At 72.1% G+C, this 20,006-nt stretch carries 16 protein-coding genes; 5 read left to right on the plus strand and 11 right to left on the minus strand.

Features of this window, described 5'->3' with window-relative positions; all coding sequences use genetic code 11:
- The first annotated feature begins 12 nt into the window (after nt 1–12).
- Both MPPM_RS13820 and MPPM_RS29205 read left to right on the plus strand, forming a co-directional pair.
- Nucleotides 13–1,491: a complex I subunit 4 family protein gene (locus MPPM_RS13820; protein WP_096485529.1), complete on the plus strand. Its 1,479-nt coding sequence runs from the start codon at nt 13–15 to the stop codon at nt 1,489–1,491.
- Nucleotides 1,488–2,942: an NADH-quinone oxidoreductase subunit N gene (locus MPPM_RS29205; RefSeq protein ID WP_096485530.1), complete on the plus strand. Its 1,455-nt coding sequence runs from the start codon at nt 1,488–1,490 to the stop codon at nt 2,940–2,942. Before MPPM_RS13820 ends, MPPM_RS29205 begins: the two co-directional genes overlap by 4 nt.
- Nucleotides 2,943–3,058: 116 nt before the next feature.
- Here the strand turns inward: MPPM_RS29205 and MPPM_RS13830 are convergent, their stop codons facing one another.
- The 7 genes from MPPM_RS13830 to MPPM_RS13860 all read right to left on the minus strand — a co-directional run bounded on the left by MPPM_RS13830 (nt 3,059) and on the right by MPPM_RS13860 (nt 11,006).
- The gene (locus tag MPPM_RS13830; protein WP_096485531.1) at nt 3,059–4,348 is read right to left on the minus strand and encodes an ABC transporter ATP-binding protein; all 1,290 of its coding nucleotides are present in this window, start codon (nt 4,346–4,348) and stop codon (nt 3,059–3,061) included.
- A 275-nt stretch (nt 4,349–4,623) separates the two neighbouring features.
- A complete protein-coding gene (locus tag MPPM_RS13835; RefSeq protein ID WP_096487849.1) occupies nt 4,624–5,439 on the minus strand; it encodes an aminoglycoside adenylyltransferase domain-containing protein in 816 nt (271 codons plus the stop codon).
- A gap of 137 nt (nt 5,440–5,576) precedes the next feature.
- Nucleotides 5,577–7,937 carry a heavy metal translocating P-type ATPase gene (locus MPPM_RS13840; RefSeq protein WP_096485532.1) on the minus strand — a complete coding sequence of 787 codons (2,361 nt, stop codon included), beginning with the start codon at nt 7,935–7,937 and terminating at the stop codon, nt 5,577–5,579.
- 109 nt (nt 7,938–8,046) lie between these two features.
- Nucleotides 8,047–8,580, minus strand: coding sequence for a lytic transglycosylase domain-containing protein (locus tag MPPM_RS13845; protein WP_432419818.1), 534 nt, complete (start codon nt 8,578–8,580; stop codon nt 8,047–8,049).
- A 388-nt stretch (nt 8,581–8,968) separates the two neighbouring features.
- Nucleotides 8,969–9,301, minus strand: a complete 333-nt coding sequence (locus tag MPPM_RS13850; protein ID WP_096487850.1) for a hypothetical protein — start codon at nt 9,299–9,301, stop codon at nt 8,969–8,971.
- Between the two features lie 183 nt (nt 9,302–9,484).
- The gene (locus tag MPPM_RS13855) at nt 9,485–9,922 is read right to left on the minus strand and encodes a hypothetical protein (protein WP_173807995.1); all 438 of its coding nucleotides are present in this window, start codon (nt 9,920–9,922) and stop codon (nt 9,485–9,487) included.
- A 250-nt stretch (nt 9,923–10,172) separates the two neighbouring features.
- A complete protein-coding gene (locus MPPM_RS13860; RefSeq protein ID WP_238257918.1) occupies nt 10,173–11,006 on the minus strand; it encodes an outer membrane protein in 834 nt (277 codons plus the stop codon).
- 349 nt (nt 11,007–11,355) lie between these two features.
- Between MPPM_RS13860 and MPPM_RS13865 the strand changes: the two genes are divergently transcribed.
- The 3 genes from MPPM_RS13865 to MPPM_RS13875 all read left to right on the plus strand — a co-directional run bounded on the left by MPPM_RS13865 (nt 11,356) and on the right by MPPM_RS13875 (nt 14,067).
- Complete coding sequence (locus MPPM_RS13865) at nt 11,356–11,661, plus strand: hypothetical protein (protein ID WP_096485535.1); 306 nt, start codon at nt 11,356–11,358, stop codon at nt 11,659–11,661.
- A 280-nt stretch (nt 11,662–11,941) separates the two neighbouring features.
- On the plus strand, nt 11,942–13,501 hold the full coding sequence (locus MPPM_RS13870) for an HNH endonuclease signature motif containing protein (protein ID WP_096485536.1): 1,560 nt from the start codon (nt 11,942–11,944) through the stop codon (nt 13,499–13,501).
- A gap of 266 nt (nt 13,502–13,767) precedes the next feature.
- A complete protein-coding gene (locus MPPM_RS13875) occupies nt 13,768–14,067 on the plus strand; it encodes a hypothetical protein (protein ID WP_096485537.1) in 300 nt (99 codons plus the stop codon).
- Here the strand turns inward: MPPM_RS13875 and MPPM_RS13880 are convergent.
- From MPPM_RS13880 to MPPM_RS13895, 4 genes are read right to left on the minus strand one after another with little or no spacing between them, the layout of a single operon-like run.
- Nucleotides 14,064–14,534, minus strand: coding sequence for a DUF411 domain-containing protein (locus MPPM_RS13880; protein WP_096485538.1), 471 nt, complete (start codon nt 14,532–14,534; stop codon nt 14,064–14,066). The genes MPPM_RS13875 and MPPM_RS13880 overlap by 4 nt on opposite strands.
- Before the next feature lie 50 nt (nt 14,535–14,584).
- Complete coding sequence (locus MPPM_RS13885; protein ID WP_096485539.1) at nt 14,585–17,749, minus strand: efflux RND transporter permease subunit; 3,165 nt, start codon at nt 17,747–17,749, stop codon at nt 14,585–14,587.
- Nucleotides 17,746–19,275 carry an efflux RND transporter periplasmic adaptor subunit gene (locus MPPM_RS13890; protein ID WP_063111105.1) on the minus strand — a complete coding sequence of 510 codons (1,530 nt, stop codon included), beginning with the start codon at nt 19,273–19,275 and terminating at the stop codon, nt 17,746–17,748. The genes MPPM_RS13885 and MPPM_RS13890 overlap by 4 nt, the downstream gene beginning before the upstream one ends.
- Nucleotides 19,275–19,823: a FixH family protein gene (locus MPPM_RS13895; protein WP_063111106.1), complete on the minus strand. Its 549-nt coding sequence runs from the start codon at nt 19,821–19,823 to the stop codon at nt 19,275–19,277. The genes MPPM_RS13890 and MPPM_RS13895 overlap by 1 nt, the downstream gene beginning before the upstream one ends.
- Nucleotides 19,824–20,006 lie beyond the last annotated feature (183 nt).

Genomic DNA, 20,006 nt, shown 5'->3' on the forward strand with positions numbered 1-20,006 from the left:
GGACTGGACCCGATGCTCACCGCGACCATCCTCCTGCCGCTCCTCACGGGCCTCGCCGTGCTGGCGCTGCCACGTCACCGTCCGGACCTCGTCCGCCGCGTCGCCCTCGGCGGTTCCGTGCTGACGCTGGGCGCGGCGCTCATCCTCTGGGCCGGCTTCGATCCGGGCGACGGCGGCCTGCAATGGCGGATGTCGCTCCCATGGATCCCGTCGCTCGGGGCACGCTACGACGTCGGCGTCGGCGGCCTCTCCCTGGCGCTGATCCTGCTCACGGCCCTCCTGCTCACGGTGGTGATGGTCTACGTGCTGGGCGAGCACGACCGGGCGCACGCCCACGCCTTCCTCTTCCTCCTGCTCGCGACCGGGCTGATCGGGCTGTTCGCGGCGCAGGACCTGCTGCTGTTCTACCTGTTCTTCGAGGTCGGCCTGGTGCCGATGTACTTCATCGTCGGCATCTGGGGCGGGGAGCGGCGGCGGTACGCGGCGCTCAAGTTCTTCCTCTACACCCGCGCCGGCAGCCTCGCCATGCTGCTCGGCTTCCTCGCCCTCTACCTCGCCATGGAGCCCCACACCTTCTCGCTGCCGGCCATCGTCCAGGCGCGGCCGCTGGACCGGACCCCGCTCGCGGGCGGCCTCGTCTTCCTGGCCCTCCTCCTCGGGTTCGGGGTGAAGCTCCCGGTGGTGCCGCTGCACAACTGGTTGCCCGACGCGCATGTCGAGGCGCCGACCGAGGGCAGCGTCGTGCTGGCCGGTCTCCAGCTCAAGATGGGCGGCTACGGCATGCTCGCCGTGCTGCTGCCGACGCTGCCGGACACGGTCGCACGGTTCGGCTGGCTCCTGGTTGCCCTGGCCCTGGCATCGCTCCTCTACGGGGCCCTGGCGGCGCTGGCGCAGTCCGACATGAAGCGGCTCGTCGCCTACACCTCCGTCAACCACATGGGCTTCGTCACGCTCGGCGTCGCGGTGGCGGCGCTGGCCGGCAACGAGGGCGTGCGCCGGCTGGCGCTCAACGGCGCCGCCGTGCAGATGGTCAGCCACGGCTTCCTGACCGGCGGCATGTTCCTGCTGGTGGGCATGCTCCAGCACCGCGCCGGCACGCGGGAACTCGCCCGCTTCGGCGGCCTGATCGGCGCGATGCCGGCCTTCAGCGGGCTGTTCGGCCTGCTCGCCTTCGGCTCGCTCGGACTCCCGGGCCTGTCCGGCTTCATCGCGGAGTTCCAGGCCATCGGCGCCGCCCTGCAGCTCTCCGCCTGGGTCGCCGCGCTCGCGGTCCTCGCGCTCGTCGTGACGACCGCGGTCTACCTCCGGCTGGTGACGGGCCTGCTGATGGGTCGGGCGCCGCCCGACATGCCGGCGCTGCCGCCCCTCACGGCGGCCGAGGCGGGCGCGGCGGGGGCGCTCGCGGCCCTGGCGGTCGGCATCGGCGTCCTGCCGGCCGTCCTCGTCGCGCTGCTCGACGGCACGACCGCAGCCCTGGCGCACCTTCCATGACCGGCGGGCAGGCGATGGGCGGCTGCATGGATCTCGGCGCCGTCGCGCCCGAGATGGTCCTGGCGGGGAGCGCCCTCGCGCTGGTCCCGGTTGCCGGCTGGGTCCGGGGCCGGTGGCGCCGCCTGCCAGCCGCCGTCGCGCTCCTCGCCCTGCTCGTCGCGATGGGCCTGACCGCGCCGATGCTGACGGCCCCGCCGCGCGAGGCCTTCTGCGGCACCTACGCCGTCGATCCGTTCCGGGGCTTCTACCAGTTGGTCATCGAGGCCGGCGCCCTGGTGAGCCTGCTCGCGCTCGGGTCCCACTTCCGCGGGAGCGAGCAGGAACCGCACCACCCGGTCGCGCTGCTCATGGCGACCGTGGGCGGCATGGGGCTCACGGCGGCCACGGATCTCGGCCTCATCATCCTGTTCCTGCAGATGGTGAGCTTCCCCTCCTACCTGCTCGTCCTGCTCGTGCGGAGCGACGGACCGGCCCAGGAGGCGACGCTCAAGTACTTCCTCTACGGCGCCGCCGCGCTGGCGGTGATGGCCTACGGCCTCACCTTCCTGTTCGGCCTCACCGGCAGCCTGAACCTGCGGGCCATCGGGGCGGGGCTGGCCGGCGCCGACCGGGCCTGGGTGGCGCTGGCCTTCGGCCTGGTCCTCGTCGGCTACGGCTTCGAGATGACGCTGGTGCCCTTCCACGTCTGGGCCCCGGACGTGTTCCAGGGCGGGACGGCCCCCGCCTCGGGCTTCGTCTCGGTCGTGCCGAAGGTGGCCGCCTTCGCCGGCCTCCTCCGCTTCCTGCTGGCGGCGATGCCGGACGGCCTCGCCGCCTGGCCGACCGTGCTCGCGCTCCTGGCCGCCGCGACGATGACCTTCGGCAACTTGGTGGCCCTCCGCCAGGCGAGCCTGAAGCGCCTGCTGGCCTATTCGAGCATCGCCCAGGCCGGCTACGTGCTGATGGGGGTTGCGGCGGCCGGGCAGTCCCCCGAGGCCCTGCCGGCCATAGGCTATTACCTCGCGGCCTATCTCCTGATGAACCTCTCGGCGTTCGCGGTGGTCGCGCAGGTCGAGCGCATGACCGGGAGCGACGCCCTCGCCGCGGTCCGCGGCCTCGGACGGCGGGCGCCGGGGCCGGCGGCGGCGCTGGCGCTCGCCCTCCTGTCGCTCGCGGGCGTCCCGCCGTTGGCGGGCTTCGCCGGCAAGGTCTTCCTGCTCGTGGCCGCCATCGAGGGCGGCTTCGCGTGGCTGGCCGTGGTGGCCGCCGCCAACATGGCGGTGGCGCTGTTCTACTACGCGGCCATCATCGCGGAGACGTACTTCAGGGACCCGGACCGTGCCGAGGGGCCGGCATCCGGCGCCGGCTACGCATGGGCGCTCGGCTTGTGCACGGCAGGGACGCTGGGCCTCGGCATCGCGCCGGGCCTGGGGCGCGGGCTGGCACAGCTCGGCGCGACGCTGCTGCGGTAGGAGCGGCCGCGCCGGGTGCGTGCCGGAGGGTGAGGGTGGTGCCCGGCCATGCGGGATGGCGTCGTCGCGCGGGGCCGGACGCCTGCTCGCGAGGCTCCGGCGCTCGCCGGCTTCGCTCAGGCCGCCCGAACGGTCCGGTCGCGCGCCGACCTCTCCGTCGCGCGATCCCCAGGCCCGGCCGGCCCGAGGGCCTTGGTGACCTCCTCGAAGCGCGCGCTCGCGTCGGACCAGTCCTGGGCGAAGTCGAACAGCTCGCGCATGGCCGGGGCGATCTCCTTGTAGGCGGCCAGGGCTGCGACGAGCGCGCCGAGCGAGAGCTGACCCTGCACGACGAGGTAGCCGCCGATCGAGAAGAAGAAGAACGGGGTGAGGTTCGAGGTGTAGTTGTAGAGGCCCTTGAGGCGGCCCTTCAGGTCGTTGATCTCGATGCGCACCCCCTCAAGCTTCCGAGCCTGAAGCATCTGCCGGCTCAGGTCGGAGGGCTCGCACGCCGCGCGGCCGGCTTGTCGCGCGTCCGCGGGAGCGGTGAGGAGCGCCCCCAGCTCCCGCGTGGCATGCACCCTTTGGCGGACCTTCGCGTTCAACCGCCCCTGCAACCGCGGCAGGATAGACAGCTGGACCGGCAGCATGATCAGGGCCGCCAGCGCCAGGGCGGCGTTCTGCAGGAGGAGGAACACGATGCTGGTCACGAGCGTGCCGCCTTGGACGAGTGGCACGACCACCAGGCTGCCGCCGAAATAGCCGATGGGCTCGACCTCCTGGACCGCGACGGCGGCCAGCGTGGCCCGCCGTTCGGGGGAGCGCTCGCCGCGCGCGCGGCGGACGATGGCGAGGCGGAGGCGGCGCACGAGGCGCTCGTTCACGCGCCCCCGGACCCGATTGACCGCGTACTTGGCGAGGCCGCTGAGCGTGAGCACGGCCAGGTAGCTGGCGCACAGCGCGAACAGCAGCTCGACGCGGCCCAGCTGGACGCCGAGGAAGGCCATCTTCGGGTGACCGTCGCCCGTATCGTCGGCGAGGGCGTGGTTGATGATGTGCTTGGGGATCTCAAGGAGCAGCCAGGCCGCCGGCAGCGTCAGGACGGAGAGGAGCACGAGACGGAACTGCAGCCGCGAGGTCGCACGCACGACGTAGGATTCCAGCCGCGCCGCCACGGCCGGGCGGGCGCCTGGCCGTCCCGCCGCGTCCAGGGACGCGGCGGGCGGCGGAAGCGCCGCCGTCCCGCGGGTGCGATGCCGCCGGGCGGCGGCCCAGCGCAGGCCCGACCGGACGGCGAGCCAAGCGGTCCAGGCAGGCGCCACGACGAGGACCAGGACCGTGACGAGGTCGATCCACCAGTGGGTGTGGGGGTGGTCGAGGCCCAACGTCCAATGGATCAGGTCGTGGATGATCGGCGGGGTCAGCAACGGGTACTCCTGGCGACAAGGCTCCGGCGTTTGTCCGGGCGGAAGGGCGCGGCGCGGCTTGCCGTGAGCCCGACGACCTCCGAATGGGCTCCGGAGGTCCGGCCCTGCCGGGAGCGCCCGCGGGCGCTCCCGGCAGAACGAAGGCCGATCTCGTCGGCGCCCCTCTCGCGGCCCGTCCGCAGGCCGGGCGTAACGGCCAAGCTCGGGTCGGCACAGGCGGCCGCGCACCGCAGCGCGGCCGTTCCCGGCCGGGCGATGTGGGAGACCGAGCGCCCTCAGCCCGGTCCGGAACCGCCAGGACCGACGACGAGCGTTCGTGCGTCGTCCGCGACGAGGCGGACGAAAGCCAACGCGTCGCGGCCGCGCTCGCCGGGCGTCGCGTAGAGGCATTCCGCCCCCGGTTCCCTGCGGATGCGCAGGGCCTCGTCGATGATGCGATGCCACTCCGGCTGGAAGGTGATCAACCCGTACAGGCCGGCGTCGCTCTTCGAGGGCACGACCCCGGTCGCGAGGACGTAATGGAGCCGGCACATGCCGAGGACGAACCGTTCGACCCCGTTCGCCGCGAGGAGCGTCGCGTCCGCCGTATCGGGTCCGAGTCCAGCGCGCCGGCGTTCGTCGACGCTGGCCAGGGCCCACCGTTCCAGGTGGGTCGTTCCACGCCAGAGCCCGGTGCCCGCGCAGAGCGGACCGCGGATGGTGACCGCGCTGGCCCTCAGGACGCTCCAGGTGAGCGGATGCCGGTCGTGGCATCCCGACGCGAAGAATCGCCCTTGCCGGACGCAGGGGCCGTTCGGGACGGCAAGCGGGCCGGCCCGCAGGTCGTCCCAGGTCAGGTAGACGCCGTCGAGCGCCGGGGCCGGCCAGCCGCGGGCGAGGCCGGCATGGGCCTCGGCGAGGGCGGCCACCTCGCCCCGGCCCGGGCGAGCCTGGGACACCGCCACGAAATTCACGTCGCTGAGCGGGGGCCGAAAGTCGCCCATGGCGACGGAACCGACGAGGTACAAGGCCTCGACGAAGTCAGGGACGACGGTATCGACCATGGCGAGGTAGGCGCCTGTGACGCCGAGTGCGAGCGGGTGCGTGGTCATGGTCTCCACGGGCTCATGCGGTTGCTCGAAGGAGGGAGGGGAGCATGTCCCTGAATTCGCCCGCGCCGGGTTTCCGCCCTGCGGGTCGGGCCGGGCCCGTCGGCGGAGGGCGGCGGCGCGCAGGCCATGGCCCTGCCTCAGCCGATCCGCGTCGTGCGGAGGCGCAGGGCGTTCCCGATCACGCTCACCGACGAGAGCGCCATGGCGGCCGCCGCGATGACGGGCGAGAGCAGGATGCCGAGGAACGGGTAGAGCAGCCCGGCGGCGACCGGCACGCCCAGCGCGTTGTAGATGAAGGCGAAGAACAGGTTCTGGCGGATGTTGCGCATCGTCGCCCGGGACAGGCGCCGGGCCCTGACGATGCCGACCAGGTCCCCGCGGAGCAGCGTCACGCCCGCGCTCTCGATGGCCACGTCGGTGCCGCCGCCCATCGCGATGCCGACGTCCGCTGCGGCGAGGGCCGGCGCGTCGTTGATCCCGTCGCCGGCCATCGCCACGACCGCGCCCTGGCCCTGGAGCGTCCTGACCACCTCCGCCTTCCGGTCGGGAAGGATCTCGGCCTCGACCTCGTCGATGCCGAGCGACCTGGCGACGAACTCGGCCGTGGTCCGGCTGTCGCCGGTCAACATGACGATGCGCAAGCCTTCCCCCCGCAGCCTTCGCAAGGCCTCGAACGTGCTCGTCTTGACGGGGTCCTGGATGGCGATGACGCCGGCCGGCTTCCCGCCCGCGGCGACGAGGACCGCCGTCGCGCCCCGGCTGCGCACCTCCTCGGCCCGCGCCTGGAGCAGCGTCACGTCCGTCCCCTGCTCCTCCAGGAAACGCCCGTTGCCGATGGCCACGCGCCGTCCCTCGACCGTGCCGAGCGCCCCCTTGCCGGTCGGGGCCTCGAAGTCGGACGCCACGGCCCCCGGGACGCCGCGCGCTTCCGCGGCCCGGACGATGGCGAGGGCCAGGGGATGCTCGCTCGCGCGTTCGACCGCGGCGGCGAGGCGCAGCACCTCGGCGTCCGTGAAACCGGGGGCCGGCAGCACGGCGGTGACCTTGGGCTTGCCCTCGGTCAGGGTCCCGGTCTTGTCGATGACGAGCGTGTCGACCTTCTCCAACCGCTCCAGGGCCTCGGCGTTCTTGACCAGCACCCCGTCCTGGGCGCCGCGACCGACCCCGACCATGATCGACATCGGCGTCGCCAGGCCGAGGGCGCAGGGGCAGGCGATGATGAGGACCGCGACCGCCGCGAGGAGGGCGTAGGTGAAGCGTGGCTCCGGCCCGAAGGCCATCCAGGCGACGAAGGCGAGGGCGGCGACGGAGATCACCACGGGGACGAACCAGGCCGCCGCATCGTCCACCAGGCGCTGGACGGGGGCGCGCGAGCGCTGGGCCTCGGCGACCATCGCGACGATGCGGGCCAGCGTGGTCTCGGACCCGACACGCGTCGCGCGCATGACGAAGCCCCCGGTCGTGTTCAGGCTCCCGCCCACCACGAGGGAGCCGGGCTCCTTCGAGACGGGGATCGGCTCGCCGCTGATCATCGCCTCGTCCACGGCCGAGCGCCCCTCCACGACCTCGCCGTCGACCGGCACCTTCTCGCCGGGTCGGACGCGCAGGCGGTCCCCGACCGCCACCGCCGAGACGAGCACCTCCTCGTCGGCCCCTCCCATCCCGAGACGCAAGGCCTTCTGCGGGGCGAGGTCGAGCAGCGCCCGGATCGCGCCCGAGGTGCGCTCGCGGGCCCCGAGTTCCAGCACCTGCCCGAGCAGCACCAGGACGGTGATGACCGCCGCGGCCTCGAAATAGGCCGGCACCGCCCCGCCATGGCCGCGCAGCCCTTCGGGGAAGAGCCCCGGCGCCACGGTCGCGGCGACGCTGTAGAGGTAGGCCGCGCCGGTCCCGAGGGCGATGAGGGTGAACATGTTGAGGCGGCGGTTCACCAGCGACTGCCAGCCCCGCTCGAAGAACGGCCACCCCGCCCAGAGGACGACCGGCGAGGCGAGCAGCAGCTGGACCCAGTTCGAGGTTTGCAGGCCGAGGCGGTCGACGAGGCCGGTCAGATGTCCCCCCATCTCCAGGGCGAAGACGGGCAGGGTCAGGACGAGGCCGACCCAGAAGCGGCGGCTCATGTCCTTGAGCTCGGCGTTCTCGACCGGGCCGCTCGTCGGCGTGAGCGGCTCCAGCGCCATCCCGCAGATCGGGCAGCTGCCCGGTCGGTCGCGGCGGATCTCCGGGTGCATCGGACAGGTGTAGATCGCCCCGCCAGGGGCGTCCGGCGGCCCTTTGTCAGCCGCCAGGTAGCGTGCCGGCTCGGCCACGAACTTCGCGCGGCAGCCCGCCGAGCAGAAGTGGTAGGTCGCGTGCTCGTGCTCGGCATGGTGGGGCGTGGCCGCAGGGTCGACCCGCATGCCGCAGACGGGGTCCGTCGCGGTTTCCCCGGCCGCGCACGCCACGCCGTGGCCGTGACGGTGCCCGTGGGCATGGTGCGCGTGGTGACCGTGGTCCATGGGTTCAGACCTCCAAGCTGCCGCCGCCCGCGGCGGGCAGGGCACGTGGTTTGACGGCGGGCGGGACCGGGCTGGGGCGGACGTTCACGTGGCTTGCTCCGACAGGTTCTCAGCCGCCGCCCATGATGCGGTCGATGCGCGCCCCGATGCCGCGGACACGGGCCGCATGCTCGGCCCACAGGCGCCGCGCGATTGCCGAACGGGGGTCGCTTTCCGTGACGCGCGCCGCGGGAACCCCGCGGACGCTTCCCCGGAAGGGGGGTGGGGCGGTCCCGGCGAGGGAAGCGTCGGTCGCCGCGAGGCGGACCCGCACCCGCTGGCAGTAGGTGGCGGAGCGCGGGCTCATCCGCTCCTCGCCATGACCCGCCCTGTACTTCATCAGCGTGCGGCAGAGATCGCCCTGCGTGAGCTTCCAAGCTCGTGCGAGGTAGGCGACGCCGAAGCGGACGTTGGTCGCGGGATCGAGGAGGGCCCCGGCGGGACCCGTGTGACCGAGCATGGCCGCGGTTGTCGGCCGGACCTGCATCAGTCCGAGCTCGCCGACCCCGCCGACCGCGCCGGCATCGTACCCGCTCTCCACGTACGCGACGGCATCGGCGATGGCCGGGGGCACTCCGCGCGCTTCGGCCTCGCGCGCGAGCATCCGCCGATAGCCGGCCTGATCCGACGCCGTGCGAGCCGCATCGCCCGCGGATGACGGCGCGGCAGGGGCGGACGCGCCCGCGGGCGCGTCCCCGACGGCGACGGCCGGGGATGAAAGGAGGAGTGCCGCGCACGGGACCAGGAACAGCCGGGAGCGAGGCAGGACGAGGGCGCCCGGCACCCCACCTCGCACGCCGGCGGCCGCTTCCCCGGACAGGGACGCCGCCCTCATCGGGGACGATTGCCTCATCGCGGCTTCCGGAAGCGCGCGACCCCGAAGGGCGGCAGCTTCGTCTCGGCCATCGAGCGCATGCCGGTCGCGGTCATCCGTGGGTTCCCTTTGGGGGTGAGTCCGTGGGCGGGCGGGGTTTGGTTACAGGGCTCGCGCATCACCGCCCTCCCGTGTCGCGCTTGCCGCCCATGCCGGGCATGGTCATGCCGGGCATGCGGGAGTGGTCCATGCCCTCCATGCCCTCCATGCCGCCCGAGCCGGATCTCGGCGTCACGGCGCGGTTGAGCTCGCGCCAGTCCTTGGGATCGACCACGTCGTAGCGCGCCACGCCCGCGGTGACCGCGGAGTAGCGCGGCGCGCGCACGGCGGCGGCGGGGTTGGCCGGGGCAACCAGCCAGTCCGGCGCGGCGGTGGGCACGCAGGCCGCCAGCGGCAAGGCCGTGAGCGCCAGGGCCGTGAGCGCCACGGCCGGCCTGAGGAAGGTGAGCATCGCTTCGGATCCCGAACGGGGGCTGGCGGCCGCGCTCAGGGGCGCGGACCGGCGGACAGCGAGGGGGCGCGGGCAGGCGCGGCTGAGCCGGCCGGGCCGGGCGCGGCCTGCGCAGGCAGGATCCTGGTCAGGGCGCGGCCGGGTGCGGCGGGCGGGGGCGGGCGGGCGTCTGGCCCGCCGCGGTCAGGCGCGCTGCCTGGGGGGCCGCTCGATGCGCAGGGGACGCGGCTGGGCGACGCCGTCCTCCTGGGCCAGGCCGATGGGCTCGGAGGGGCGCAGGACCAGCGCCGTGCCCGACCAGGGCGCGTCCGGCAAGGCCGCCTGGCAGGCCAGGGGGCAGCAGGTGGCCGCGCAGCCGGCCGGCCGCTTGTGGTGGCCGTGCGGGCCCGGGTGGTGCTGGCCGGCCGAGGCGAGCCGGTGGCAGTCGGGGCCGTCCGCGCCATCCGCCTGGCCGCTCGCTGCCGCGGGCGCGTCGGCGGGGCCGGCTGCGGGCCGGTGCTGGGCGTGCGGGTCGGCGGCGGCCTGGTCGGCGGCGGCGTGGTCGGCCGCGGCGTGGCGCTGCATCGTGCACGGCGCCGCCGGGGCGATGGCCACGGCCATCGCCAGCACGGCAAGCAACATTGCGCGAAGAACTGCCAAGGACCCAGAGACCCTCTCGTACCCAGGCCAATCCTTGCACAGGCCGCCAATATCGGCAACGCACGAACACTTCTGCTGTTGGTGGAGCGTCCGAAGCCGTTTCCTGGCGATTTGAGGCTGCAAGCCAATCGCCCCTGCCGTGCACGCACCCCCATCCTGCCCGCGTGGTGGCCGCCGTTCCGGCTCGGGGGAGCCCGCCACCGGTGCGGGTGCCGCGCGGGACCGCGCGACCTCAGTACCGGCGCACCAGCGGCGCCTGCTCGGCCGGAGCGGTCGCGGCCCATGGTGCCCAGCGCAAGCCGAGCTTCACGTCGTGCGAATCGACGTTCTTGAAGGTCAGCGCCTCGCAAGACCCGCACTGGCCGGCATAGTTGTAGACAGTGCCGGTCTTTCCGTCTCCGAGATTGAGGTAGCGGTATGCGAGCTCGACCGTGAAGCTCGGGCTCACCTCGTAGCCGACACCCGCGTGCAACGCCCAAGCGAGGTTCGTCTTCGAGCCTGCCTTCGCGTAGGCGAGGCCCTGCGTGACGACGTTCGTGTCCTTGAAATTGTCGAGCGTGATCCGCACCGCGCCGACGCCGGCGCCCAGGAACGGCGTGAGGCCGTACCAATTGCCGAGATCGACGTAGCCGTTGAGAAGCACGGCCACTTCACGCTTCGACGCGGTGTACTCGTCGGTGCCGTACCCGAGCGGCAGGCTCGCGTCGCGGTAGCGCTCAAGCCCGGTGAACGCGGCGGCGCTGCGATACTCGCCCGTGACGTCGGCCCGGAACCACCGGCCGAAGCGGTAGCCGGCGCCGCCGCCCGCGAGCGGGGCGCCCGCGAAACCCAGATTGACCTTCTCGATCGTCCCGAGCGCGTCCAGGCTGTTGGAGAGCCGTTCCACGGATTGGTTGCTGAAACCGATGTCGCCGCGGAGGTAAAAGCCCGACACCTCGGCCTCCGGCGCGAGCGTTCCGCGCAGTTCCGGCATCGGCGCGGCCGGCGGCAGGTCAGCCGCGTGTGACGGTGCCGCGAACGTCGCGGAGATCAGGCCGCAGCCGAGCAGGCCGAGCGTTCGCGCCATTTCACCGATTCCACCCATCGTCCGGTCCCTCACCCGCAGTCCCCGTCAGCGAACCCTCCCACGGCACGGTTGATGTCCCCTTAACGTACCCCATGGGGGTAACGATCGACGGGGCGCTGCCATCGTCGGCAGGAGCTGAGGCCTTCGTGGGTCTAGGCGTGCGCGCGGCGCTTTCAAGACGAAGTCATTCGGCCCGGATAGGCTCCGAACTTCACCCGATCCGGAGACTTCGCCGACCCGCTGCGCCGATTACCCCCTAGGGGTGTGCAACCGTTTCAGGCCGCTCGTGCGTTACTCGATCCCGGACGGGGGATCTCAACTGCAGGAAACGACCCGGGAGGGATACGCGATGCTCAAACGGGTTCTCTACGTCTCCGCACTCGCCCTGGTCTTGGTCCCGACCGGGGCAGGTGCCGTCGGCTTCCGGATGACACCGCCGCCCTACGGCGCGGCGTCCGATCACGGTTCGAGCGCCGGCCTCGCACCGACCGGCAGGACACTCCGGGTACATAATCGCCCGGTCTTTCTCGGCTGCGTCTACTCCTATCACGAGTGCGAGCATCTCGCCCACGACCGCGGCTTCTACAACCACTTCACGCGCCATGATCACGCCACCTGCCACCATGGTCCGTCGTACGCCTGCTTCGGCCAGTAGGAACCGAGGCGGCCCTCGCTTTCGCCGCGGGACGAGTGGTGCGTAGACGGCTTCAGCGAGGGCAGCACGTCGACCCAGGCGTCCGGTGCCGTTCGGCTCGGACGTACATCGGGCGAGCCGGTCCGGGCACGTCGTTGCCGGGTGGCGCCGGCAAGTCTAGAAGGGCGCGCCCGGCCCGAGCCGGTGGGCCGAGGGGCGACCGCCGCGTCGTCTCCCTCGGCGGGCGACCGTCCCTGGCCGGCACGCCAAAGACTGTTTCGACGGACGCTAGAGCCCCCGGATGGCGAGCAACACCAAGCCCGAAGGCAAAGGGAAGCTGTCGGAGGTCGAAGCGGCGATCCGCCTGCGGATGTCGCCGGAACTGCTCGAACACTTCACGCGCTACGGGGCCAAGGCCGGCATCCGGCGCAAGCTCGCGTGCGAGACCGCGGACGGGCTGCGCTGGTACGAGGAAGCCGAGCTCGCCGCCTTCGACAAGTTCCTGCGGGAACCTTGGCCGGTCAAGGAAGGCAAGACGCGTCCGCACATGCCCGAGAAGGTCCGCCTGGAGATCAAGCTTGAGGCGAACTGCGGCTGCGCGATCTGCAACCACGGCGCGAACTGCGAGGCCGCGCATATCGAGCCCGTCTCGCAAACCCTGAGCCACCATCCCGCCGGTCTCATCTGGCTCTGCCCGAACCACCACACGGACTTCGACAAGGGCCTGTACATGCCCCGCGACGTCGACCTCGCGACCGTGCGGGCCGTGAAGCAGATGCTCGTCAACCGGCGCGTGCGGGGGTGGACCATCGAACGGAACGCGAGCCTCGCCGTCCTGCAACTCGTCCGGCAGATCGAGGAGATCGGCGGCCTGCTGGCCAACGCGCAGTTCGCCGCGGCCCACGGCGCCGCGGTTGCCCTTGCTGAACAGGACATCGTCGCGCTGGAGGAGACCGCGAGCAGGGCCGCGACCGCGAAGCCGACGGCCGGTCCCGTCGGCCGGTCCTACGGCAAGTTCGCGGCCAAGGTCGCCAGCTCGGCGAAGGGAGCCCGTACGCTGCCCGGGGCTCGGATACCGACGTTCGCCGCGGCCGTCGTCGAGGCGCGGGACGAGTTCCTGCGGGACGCCTCGATGACCGCCTGCCCGCTCTGCGGGGGTGCGGGCTCGTGGGACGGCTCCGATTGCCCGGCCTGCGGGGGCGAAGGCTACATCGGCACGGCGGAGGCCCGTCGAATCGACGTATCGGCTTACCAAGCCGTCGATTGCCCGGTCTGCGACGGGCTGGGCCAGCGCAACGGGAGCCCATGCACGGCCTGCGGCGGCGAGCGTCGCATGCAGCGTCGCCACGCGGAAGCGGTCGACGCCAGGGACTACCAGGAAGTGCCCTGTCCCGTCTGCGCGGGCGTCGGGCGCCGGCAGGGCGAGGAGTGCCCGGCCTGCGGCGGCGAGAGGTCGATGGAGCGGCACGTCGCCGACAGGATCGATCCAACCGCATACGACGAGGTCGATTGCCCCCTCTGCCACGGAAGCGGGCGACGGGACGGCCTCGATTGCCCCGTGTGCCAGGGCGACGGGCGGGTCGAGGCACGGCACGCCGAGCGCGTCGACCTGTCGGACTACGCCGAAGTGCCGTGCCGCCTCTGCGGCGGCAGCGGACAGGTCAACGGCTACGACTGCCCACCCTGTGGCGGCGACGGGCGCATGGAACGGCAGCGGGCGGACCGGTACGACTGGTCACAGTATGACTTGGTGACGTGCCCGAGCTGCAAGGGGACGGGGCAGCGGCACGACTTCGATTGCCGGTCCTGTGGCGGCGAGGGTCAGGTGTACCGGCGGCAGCTCGCTTGGATCGAGGATTAGCGGCACCACCCTGCCGTTTTGCCCGAGCTCCCCACGCGAGGGCGGCCGGCGCTTCGCCCGCCCAGTCCCAAGGCCGCTGTCTCGGCGCGTCGCCCGATTCGGGTGCCCCGGGTTCGAACCAGATGTCGGCAGGGCTCGCGACGACCGCGACGTCGTGGGCTCCCTGCATCCAGCCACAGCGCGGTGGGTGGGCCCTGCGTTGGGAAGGCCGGCACCCCGCCAGTGCCGCCGCGGCGCCCCCGGTTGACCTGCGGCGAGGCCTCAGGATGGCGATCGTCACCGCACGCAATCCTCAGCTCGACGAGACCGACGGTGGCGCCGCCCCCGGGGCCCTCGGCAAGAGCCGCCTCGGCTCCCCCGTCCCGTGGCGGACGTTGTCGAGGCGGCCCAAGCCGGCCGATGTCTTGCTCGCGTTGACGATGGCGACGGCGATGCGCGGGCCGACGCCGCAAGCCAAGAGTTCGTCCTCGTCGTCGCGCTCGAAGGTCAATGCCGCGGCGGTCCGGTCGACCTCGGTCAAGAAGCCCCCTGCTTGCCAGGGCGGGCGTGCCGCCATGCCCGGCTAGACGGCCTGCCCGCCGCGAAATCGCGCGAAGGTGGTGCGCACGCCAGGGCCGAACAGCACCACCTCGTAGGTGGCGGGCTCCACCCCGTCGACCTCCATGCCGGGCGAACCGACCGGCATGCCGGGCACCGCGAGGCCGGTGCCGGCAGGCTTCTCCACCAGCAGCCGCTTGATGGCCGATGCGGGCACGTGCCCCTCGATCACGTAGCCGCCGACCTGGGCCGTGTGACACGAGGCCAGCTCCCGCGGCACCCCGAGCCTCGCCTTGACCGGGTTCACGGGGGCATTCACGACCTGGACGCGAAAACCCTCGGCGCGCAGGTGCTTGACCCAGGCCTCGCAGCAACCGCAGCTCGGGTCCTTCGTGGCGACGACTTCCGGCAGATCCTCCGCCCGCGCCGCCTGTACGCCGGCGGCCGCCAGGCCGAGGACCACCATGCGTCGGGACGGCCGGAAAAGTTCGCTCATAACCAACTCCTGTCTGCTCACGGCCGCCGGGACGGCCCGTCCAGCCACGCTCACTCGGCGGCCCGGGGGAGGCCCGCGTGCACGGCGGCCCGCCGCTCCTGCCGAAGCGTCGGCCTCCGTTCCTTCACCAGCCCGTAGATGGCCGGGATCACGACGAGGGTCAGCACGGTCGAGGAGACCATGCCGCCGATCATCGGCACCGCGATGCGCTGCATGATCTCCGACCCCGCGCCGGTGCTCCACAGGATGGGCAGCAGGCCCGCCATGATGGCGACGACCGTCATCATCTTCGGGCGCACCCGCTCGACCGCCCCCACCATGATGGCTTGGTACAGGTCCGCGCGCGTGGTCTCCCGCCCGGCGGCGAGGGCCGCGGCCCGACGCTCGTCCCAGGCATGGTCGAGGTAGACCAGCATGATCACGCCGGTCTCCGCGGCGACGCCGGCGAGCGCGATGAAGCCGACCGCCACCGCCACCGACATGTTGAAGCCCATCCACCACATCAGCCAGACGCCGCCCACGAGGGCGAAGGGCAGGGACAGCATGACGATCAGCGTCTCGGTCAGGCGCCGGAAGTTCAGGTAGAGGAGCAGGAAGATGACGAGCAGCGTCACGGGCACCACGATCTTCAGCCGCGCCTCCGCCCGCTCCAGGTACTCGAACTGGCCGCTCCACTGGACGCTCGTGCCCGGCGCGAGCTGGACCTCCTTGTCGACCGCGTCCCGGGCCTCGGCGACGTAGCCGCCGAGATCGCGCCCGGTTATGTCGACGAAGATGTAGACGGCGAGCTGCCCGTTCTCGGTGCGGATCGAGGTCGGCCCCCGGGTCAGCTGCACCTTGGCCACCTCGCCGAGCGGCACCGTGCCGCCGGCCGGCAACGGCACCTGCACCTCGGTGGCGATGGCTTGCGGATCCGAACGGAAGGCGCGGGGGTACCGCACGTTGACGGTGTAGCGCTCGCGGCCCTCGACCGTGTTCGTGACGCTCTCGCCGCCCAGCGCCGTCGCGATGACGTCCTGCACGTCCCCGACCGTCAGGCCGTAGCGCCCGAGCGCCTCGCGGTCCGGGGTGATGTCGAGGAAGTAGCCGCCGATGACCCGCTCGGCGTAGGCGCTCGACGTGCCCGGCACGTTGCGCACGACCGCCTCGATCTGTCGGGCGACCTTCTCCATCTCGGCCAGGTCGGTGCCGTAGACCTTGATGCCGACCGGCGTGCGGATGCCGGTCGAGAGCATGTCGATGCGGGCTCGGATCGGCTGCGTCCAGGCATTCGACACCCCGGGGAACTGCAGGGCCCTGTCCATCTCGGCCTTGAGGCTCGCCAGCGTCACGCCGGGACGCCACTCCGCCTTCGGTTTGAGGGTGATGATCGTCTCGAACATCTCGGTGGGGGCCGGGTCCGTCGCCGTCGAGGCACGCCCCGCCTTGCCGTAGACCGAAGCCACCTCCGGGAAGGACTTGATGATGCGGTCCTGGGTCGCCAGCAGCTCCCCGGCCTGGGTCACCGAGATGCCCGGCAAGGTCGTGGGCATGTACATCAGGGTGCCCTCGTTCAGGTCCGGCATGAACTCGGAGCCGAGCTGGCGGGCCGGCCAGAGGGTCAGGCCGAGCGCCGCCACCGCCAGCAGGATGGTCAGCACCTTGGCCCTCAGCACGACCTTGATGACCGGGCGGTAGACCCAGATCAGCAGCCGGTTCAGCGGGTTGCGGTGCTCGGGGATGATGCGCCCGCGCACGAACAGCACCATCAGGGCCGGCACCAGGGTGACCGACAGGAGCGCCGCGGCGGCCATCGCGAAGGTCTTGGTGAAGGCGAGCGGCCCGAACAGCCGCCCCTCCTGGCTCTCCAGGGTGAAGATCGGCAGGAAGCTCACCGTGATCACGAGGAGGGAGAAGAACAGCGACGGGCCGACCTCGGCCGCCGCTTCGACCAGGATCTCGACCCGGGGCTTGCCCGGCGGCGCCCGCTCCAGGTGCTTGTGGGCGTTCTCGATCATGACGATGGCGGCGTCGATCATGGCCCCGACCGCGATGGCGATGCCGCCCAGGCTCATGATGTTGGCGCCGATCCCGAGGAGATGCATGGCGCCCAACGCCATCAGGATGCCGACCGGCAGCATCAGGATGGCCACCAGCGCGCTGCGCAGGTGAGCCAAGAACACGATGCAGACGAGCGCCACGATGACGCTCTCCTCGACGAGCGTGTGCTTCAAGGTGTCGATGGCCGCCTCGATCAGCTGCGAGCGGTCGTAGACCGCCAAGATCTCGGTGCCCGCCGGCAGGCTTTTCGCGACCTCCGCGAGCTTCGCCTTGGCGCCCTCGATGACGGTGAGGGCGTTGGCGCCGAAGCGCTGCAGGATGATGCCGCCGGCGACCTCGCCCTCGCCGTTCAGCTCGGTGATGCCGCGCCGCTCGTCCGGCCCGAGCTCGACCCGGGCGATGTCCCGCACCCGCAGCGGGGTGCCGGCCTCCGTCTTCAGGACGATGTTCTCGATGTCGGAGACGCTTCTGAGGTAGCCGCGCCCACGCACCATGAACTCGAACTCGGAGAGTTCGACCGTGCGGCCGCCGACGTCGGCGTTGCTCGACCGGATGGCGTCCCGGAGCCTGCTGAGGCTGATACCCTGGGCGCGCAGCCGGTTCGGGTCGACGACGACGTTGTACTGCTTCACGAAGCCGCCGACGCCCGCTACCTCGGCCACCCCCTCGGCGCGCGAGGCGCCGAAGCGGACGACCCAGTCCTGCAGCGAGCGCAGCTCGGCGAGCGTCTGCTGCTTGGCCACGATGGCGTACTGGTAGACCCAGCCCACCCCCGTCGCGTCGGGCCCGAGCGTCGGCGTCACCCCGGCCGGCAGGCGCTTGCCGGCCGCGCTCAGGTATTCCAGCACGCGCGAGCGCGCCCAGTACGGATCGGTGCCGTCCTCGAAGATCACGTAGACGAACGAGACCCCGAAGAACGAGAAGCCGCGCACCACCTTTGACCGCGGCACCGTGAGCATGGCGGTGGTCAGCGGGTAGGTGACCTGGTCCTCGACGACCTGGGGCGCTTGCCCCGGGTACTCGGTGTAGACGATGGTCTGCACGTCCGAGAGGTCCGGGATGGCGTCGAGCGGCAGGGTGCGCACGCTATAGAGACCGGCCGCCACCGCGAAGACGGTCCCGATCAGCACCAGGACGAGGTTGCGGGCCGACCAGCCGATGAGGCGCGCGATCATTCTGGCTTCTCCTCGGCCTGCGCCCGGGGCTCGGCGGGGGGCTTGGGCGCGGCCATGCTCTGCAGCGCCGCCTTCAGGTTGCTCTCGGCGTCTATGAGGAAGTTGGCCGCGGTCACGACTTGCTCGCCGGCCTGCACACCCTCGCGGATCTCGGTGTAGCCCTCGCCGCGGGCGCCGACCTTGACCTCGCGCGGCTCGAAGCGACCCTCGCCCTTGTCCACGAGCACGACCTGGCGCGCGCCCGTGTCGATGACGGCATCGTTCGGGACTGCGACGACGGGCTTCGTCGCCCCGGTCCCGATCTCGACGTCGGCGTACATGTCGGGCAGCAGTACCCCGTCGGGGTTCGGCAACTCGATGCGCACGCGGGTGGTGCGGGTTTGCGTGTTCACCTGCGGGTAGATCAGCCCGACCTTGCCGGTGAAGCTGCGCCCGGGTAGCGAGCGCACGCGCACGCTGACGGGCTGGCCGACCTTGACATTGCCGAGGTCGTACTCGGGCACCTCGGCCAGCACCCACATCACCGAGATGTCGGCGATCCGGAACAGGGTGTCGCCGGCCGCAGCCTTCATGCCCTCGATGGCGGTGCGCTGCAGCACGAGGCCGTCCCGGGGCGCGGACCAGGTGATGGCCATCGGCACCTTCCGGGTCCGCTCCATCTCGTTGATCACCTCCTCCGAGACGTTCAGGTTCTGCAGGCGCCGCCGCGCCCCGTCGAAGCCGGGATTTGCGATGAGCTGGGCGGCGGCCGCGTTGATCTCGGGCGAGTAGACGTGGACCAGGGGCTGGCCCTTCCGCACCCGGTCGCCCGTCGTCACGTTCTCGACGTGGTCGACGTAGGCATCCGAGCGTGTCGCCACGACGGTGACGCGCCGCTCGTCGAGCGTGACGGTGCCGGGGACCCGCACCGGTCGGCTGACGACGCGACGTTCGGCCCGCTCGGTGCGCACGCCGGTGCGCTGGACCTTGCCGGGCGAGATCTTGACGGTGTTTCCGTCCTCGGCCTCGCCCTCGTAGACGGGGAGGTAGTCCATCCCCATCGAGTCCTTCTTCGGCACCGGCGAGGTGTCGGGCAGGCCCATTGGGTTCCGGTAGTAGAGGATCTTCCGGCCTCCACCCGGGGGCGCGGCGTAGGTGGCGTTCGCCTCGGTCTCCTTCGCCGCCGCGGGCCGCGGCTCGAAGTCGACATCCTCGCCGACATGCACCGGAAGGTAGGCGCGTCCGTCGGGCGTCCTCGCCGGCGCGAGCGCGTAAGCCGCCTTTCCGTCGGGGTCGCGGTAGTAGAGCACGGGCGCATCCGCGGCCGCGGCCGGCTTCGCGTCGCGACCGACGAGCAGACCGGAGACCGAGGCTGGGAACCATGCCGGCAGGGGCCATCCCGCCTCGCCGGCCTTCAGCCCGGCGAGGGCGCCGCCGCCGACGGCGAGGGGCAGGAGAACGAGGGTCGCGGCCCACGCCTTCGCCTGGCCGCCCGGGTGCGCGCGGTCACGTCGCCGCGCCAGGTGGATCGGTGTCGTCTGGTCCATCACTCGACGGCCCTGAGCACGAGTTGATCTTGGACTGTGCCGGTCTTGCCCGGTACCTTCGCGGCCAGCGAGAGGCGCCAGCGGCCTTCCATCGACAGATTGGCCCTGAAGGCGTAGATGCCCGCCTCCGGGCTCGCCTCCGGCTTCATCTTACCCGTCATCGTCGGCATCCCGTCGGGTGCCATGTCGAGGCGGCGGGCGTAGACAAGCGCGTCGGCCACGGGCTTGCCGGCGCGCTTGTCGAGCAGACGCACCCTGAGTGTCGCCTCGCCCGATTTAGTCTCGGGATCCAGGAGCTCGAAGGAATAATCCTTGAGGTCCGGGGGCATAAGTGGCGCGCCCTTGGGCAGCCACGCCGCGACCGGTTCCGGAAGCCGTGCCGCGACCGCGCCGGGAATGACCCATGCGCCGCGCGCGAGCCCGTAACCGGCGCCGGCTCCCGCCACGGCTCCTACGATGAGGACGAACCCGAGCAGGAGCCATGCGCCCATTCCGGCCGGCCGGCGCCCCTCCTGGTCAGCGGCGGAAAATCCTTCCCGTCCCGTCATGGCGCCATTCGCGGAGCCGGGGGGATGGGGAAGCGCGCCGCGCGGCTCGGGGCACGCCGGATGCGCCGGGGTCCCAGGGGCGGGACGCGGCGGGGATGCGGGATGTTCGATGGACACGGGGATGTTCCTGTTCCGGAGCGTCTGGACGCGGGGCCTCGACCGTTCGGGCCGCCGCGAGGCGGC

Origin of the sequence: Methylorubrum populi, assembly GCF_002355515.1 — a bacterium.
In the GTDB taxonomy this organism is placed as follows: domain Bacteria; phylum Pseudomonadota; class Alphaproteobacteria; order Rhizobiales; family Beijerinckiaceae; genus Methylobacterium; species Methylobacterium populi_A.

Excerpts from the sequence above, each read along its gene's own strand:
- MPPM_RS13875 (WP_096485537.1), top strand. The coding sequence starts at position 13,768 with ATGGCGATCGTCACCGCACGCAATCCTCAGCTCGACGAGACCGACGGT.
- MPPM_RS13860 (WP_238257918.1), bottom strand. The coding sequence starts at position 11,006 with ATGGCGCGAACGCTCGGCCTGCTCGGCTGCGGCCTGATCTCCGCGACG.
- MPPM_RS13870 (WP_096485536.1), top strand. The coding sequence starts at position 11,942 with ATGGCGAGCAACACCAAGCCCGAAGGCAAAGGGAAGCTGTCGGAGGTC.
- MPPM_RS13835 (WP_096487849.1), bottom strand. The coding sequence starts at position 5,439 with ATGACCACGCACCCGCTCGCACTCGGCGTCACAGGCGCCTACCTCGCC.
- MPPM_RS13840 (WP_096485532.1), bottom strand. The coding sequence starts at position 7,937 with ATGGACCACGGTCACCACGCGCACCATGCCCACGGGCACCGTCACGGC.
- MPPM_RS13850 (WP_096487850.1), bottom strand. The coding sequence starts at position 9,301 with ATGCTCACCTTCCTCAGGCCGGCCGTGGCGCTCACGGCCCTGGCGCTC.
- MPPM_RS13820 (WP_096485529.1), top strand. The coding sequence starts at position 13 with ATGCTCACCGCGACCATCCTCCTGCCGCTCCTCACGGGCCTCGCCGTG.
- MPPM_RS13895 (WP_063111106.1), bottom strand. The coding sequence starts at position 19,823 with ATGACGGGACGGGAAGGATTTTCCGCCGCTGACCAGGAGGGGCGCCGG.
- MPPM_RS13855 (WP_173807995.1), bottom strand. The coding sequence starts at position 9,922 with ATGTTGCTTGCCGTGCTGGCGATGGCCGTGGCCATCGCCCCGGCGGCG.
- MPPM_RS13890 (WP_063111105.1), bottom strand. The coding sequence starts at position 19,275 with ATGGACCAGACGACACCGATCCACCTGGCGCGGCGACGTGACCGCGCG.
- MPPM_RS29205 (WP_096485530.1), top strand. The coding sequence starts at position 1,488 with ATGACCGGCGGGCAGGCGATGGGCGGCTGCATGGATCTCGGCGCCGTC.
- MPPM_RS13880 (WP_096485538.1), bottom strand. The coding sequence starts at position 14,534 with ATGAGCGAACTTTTCCGGCCGTCCCGACGCATGGTGGTCCTCGGCCTG.
- MPPM_RS13845 (WP_432419818.1), bottom strand. The coding sequence starts at position 8,580 with ATGCTCGCGCGCGAGGCCGAAGCGCGCGGAGTGCCCCCGGCCATCGCC.
- MPPM_RS13885 (WP_096485539.1), bottom strand. The coding sequence starts at position 17,749 with ATGATCGCGCGCCTCATCGGCTGGTCGGCCCGCAACCTCGTCCTGGTG.
- MPPM_RS13865 (WP_096485535.1), top strand. The coding sequence starts at position 11,356 with ATGCTCAAACGGGTTCTCTACGTCTCCGCACTCGCCCTGGTCTTGGTC.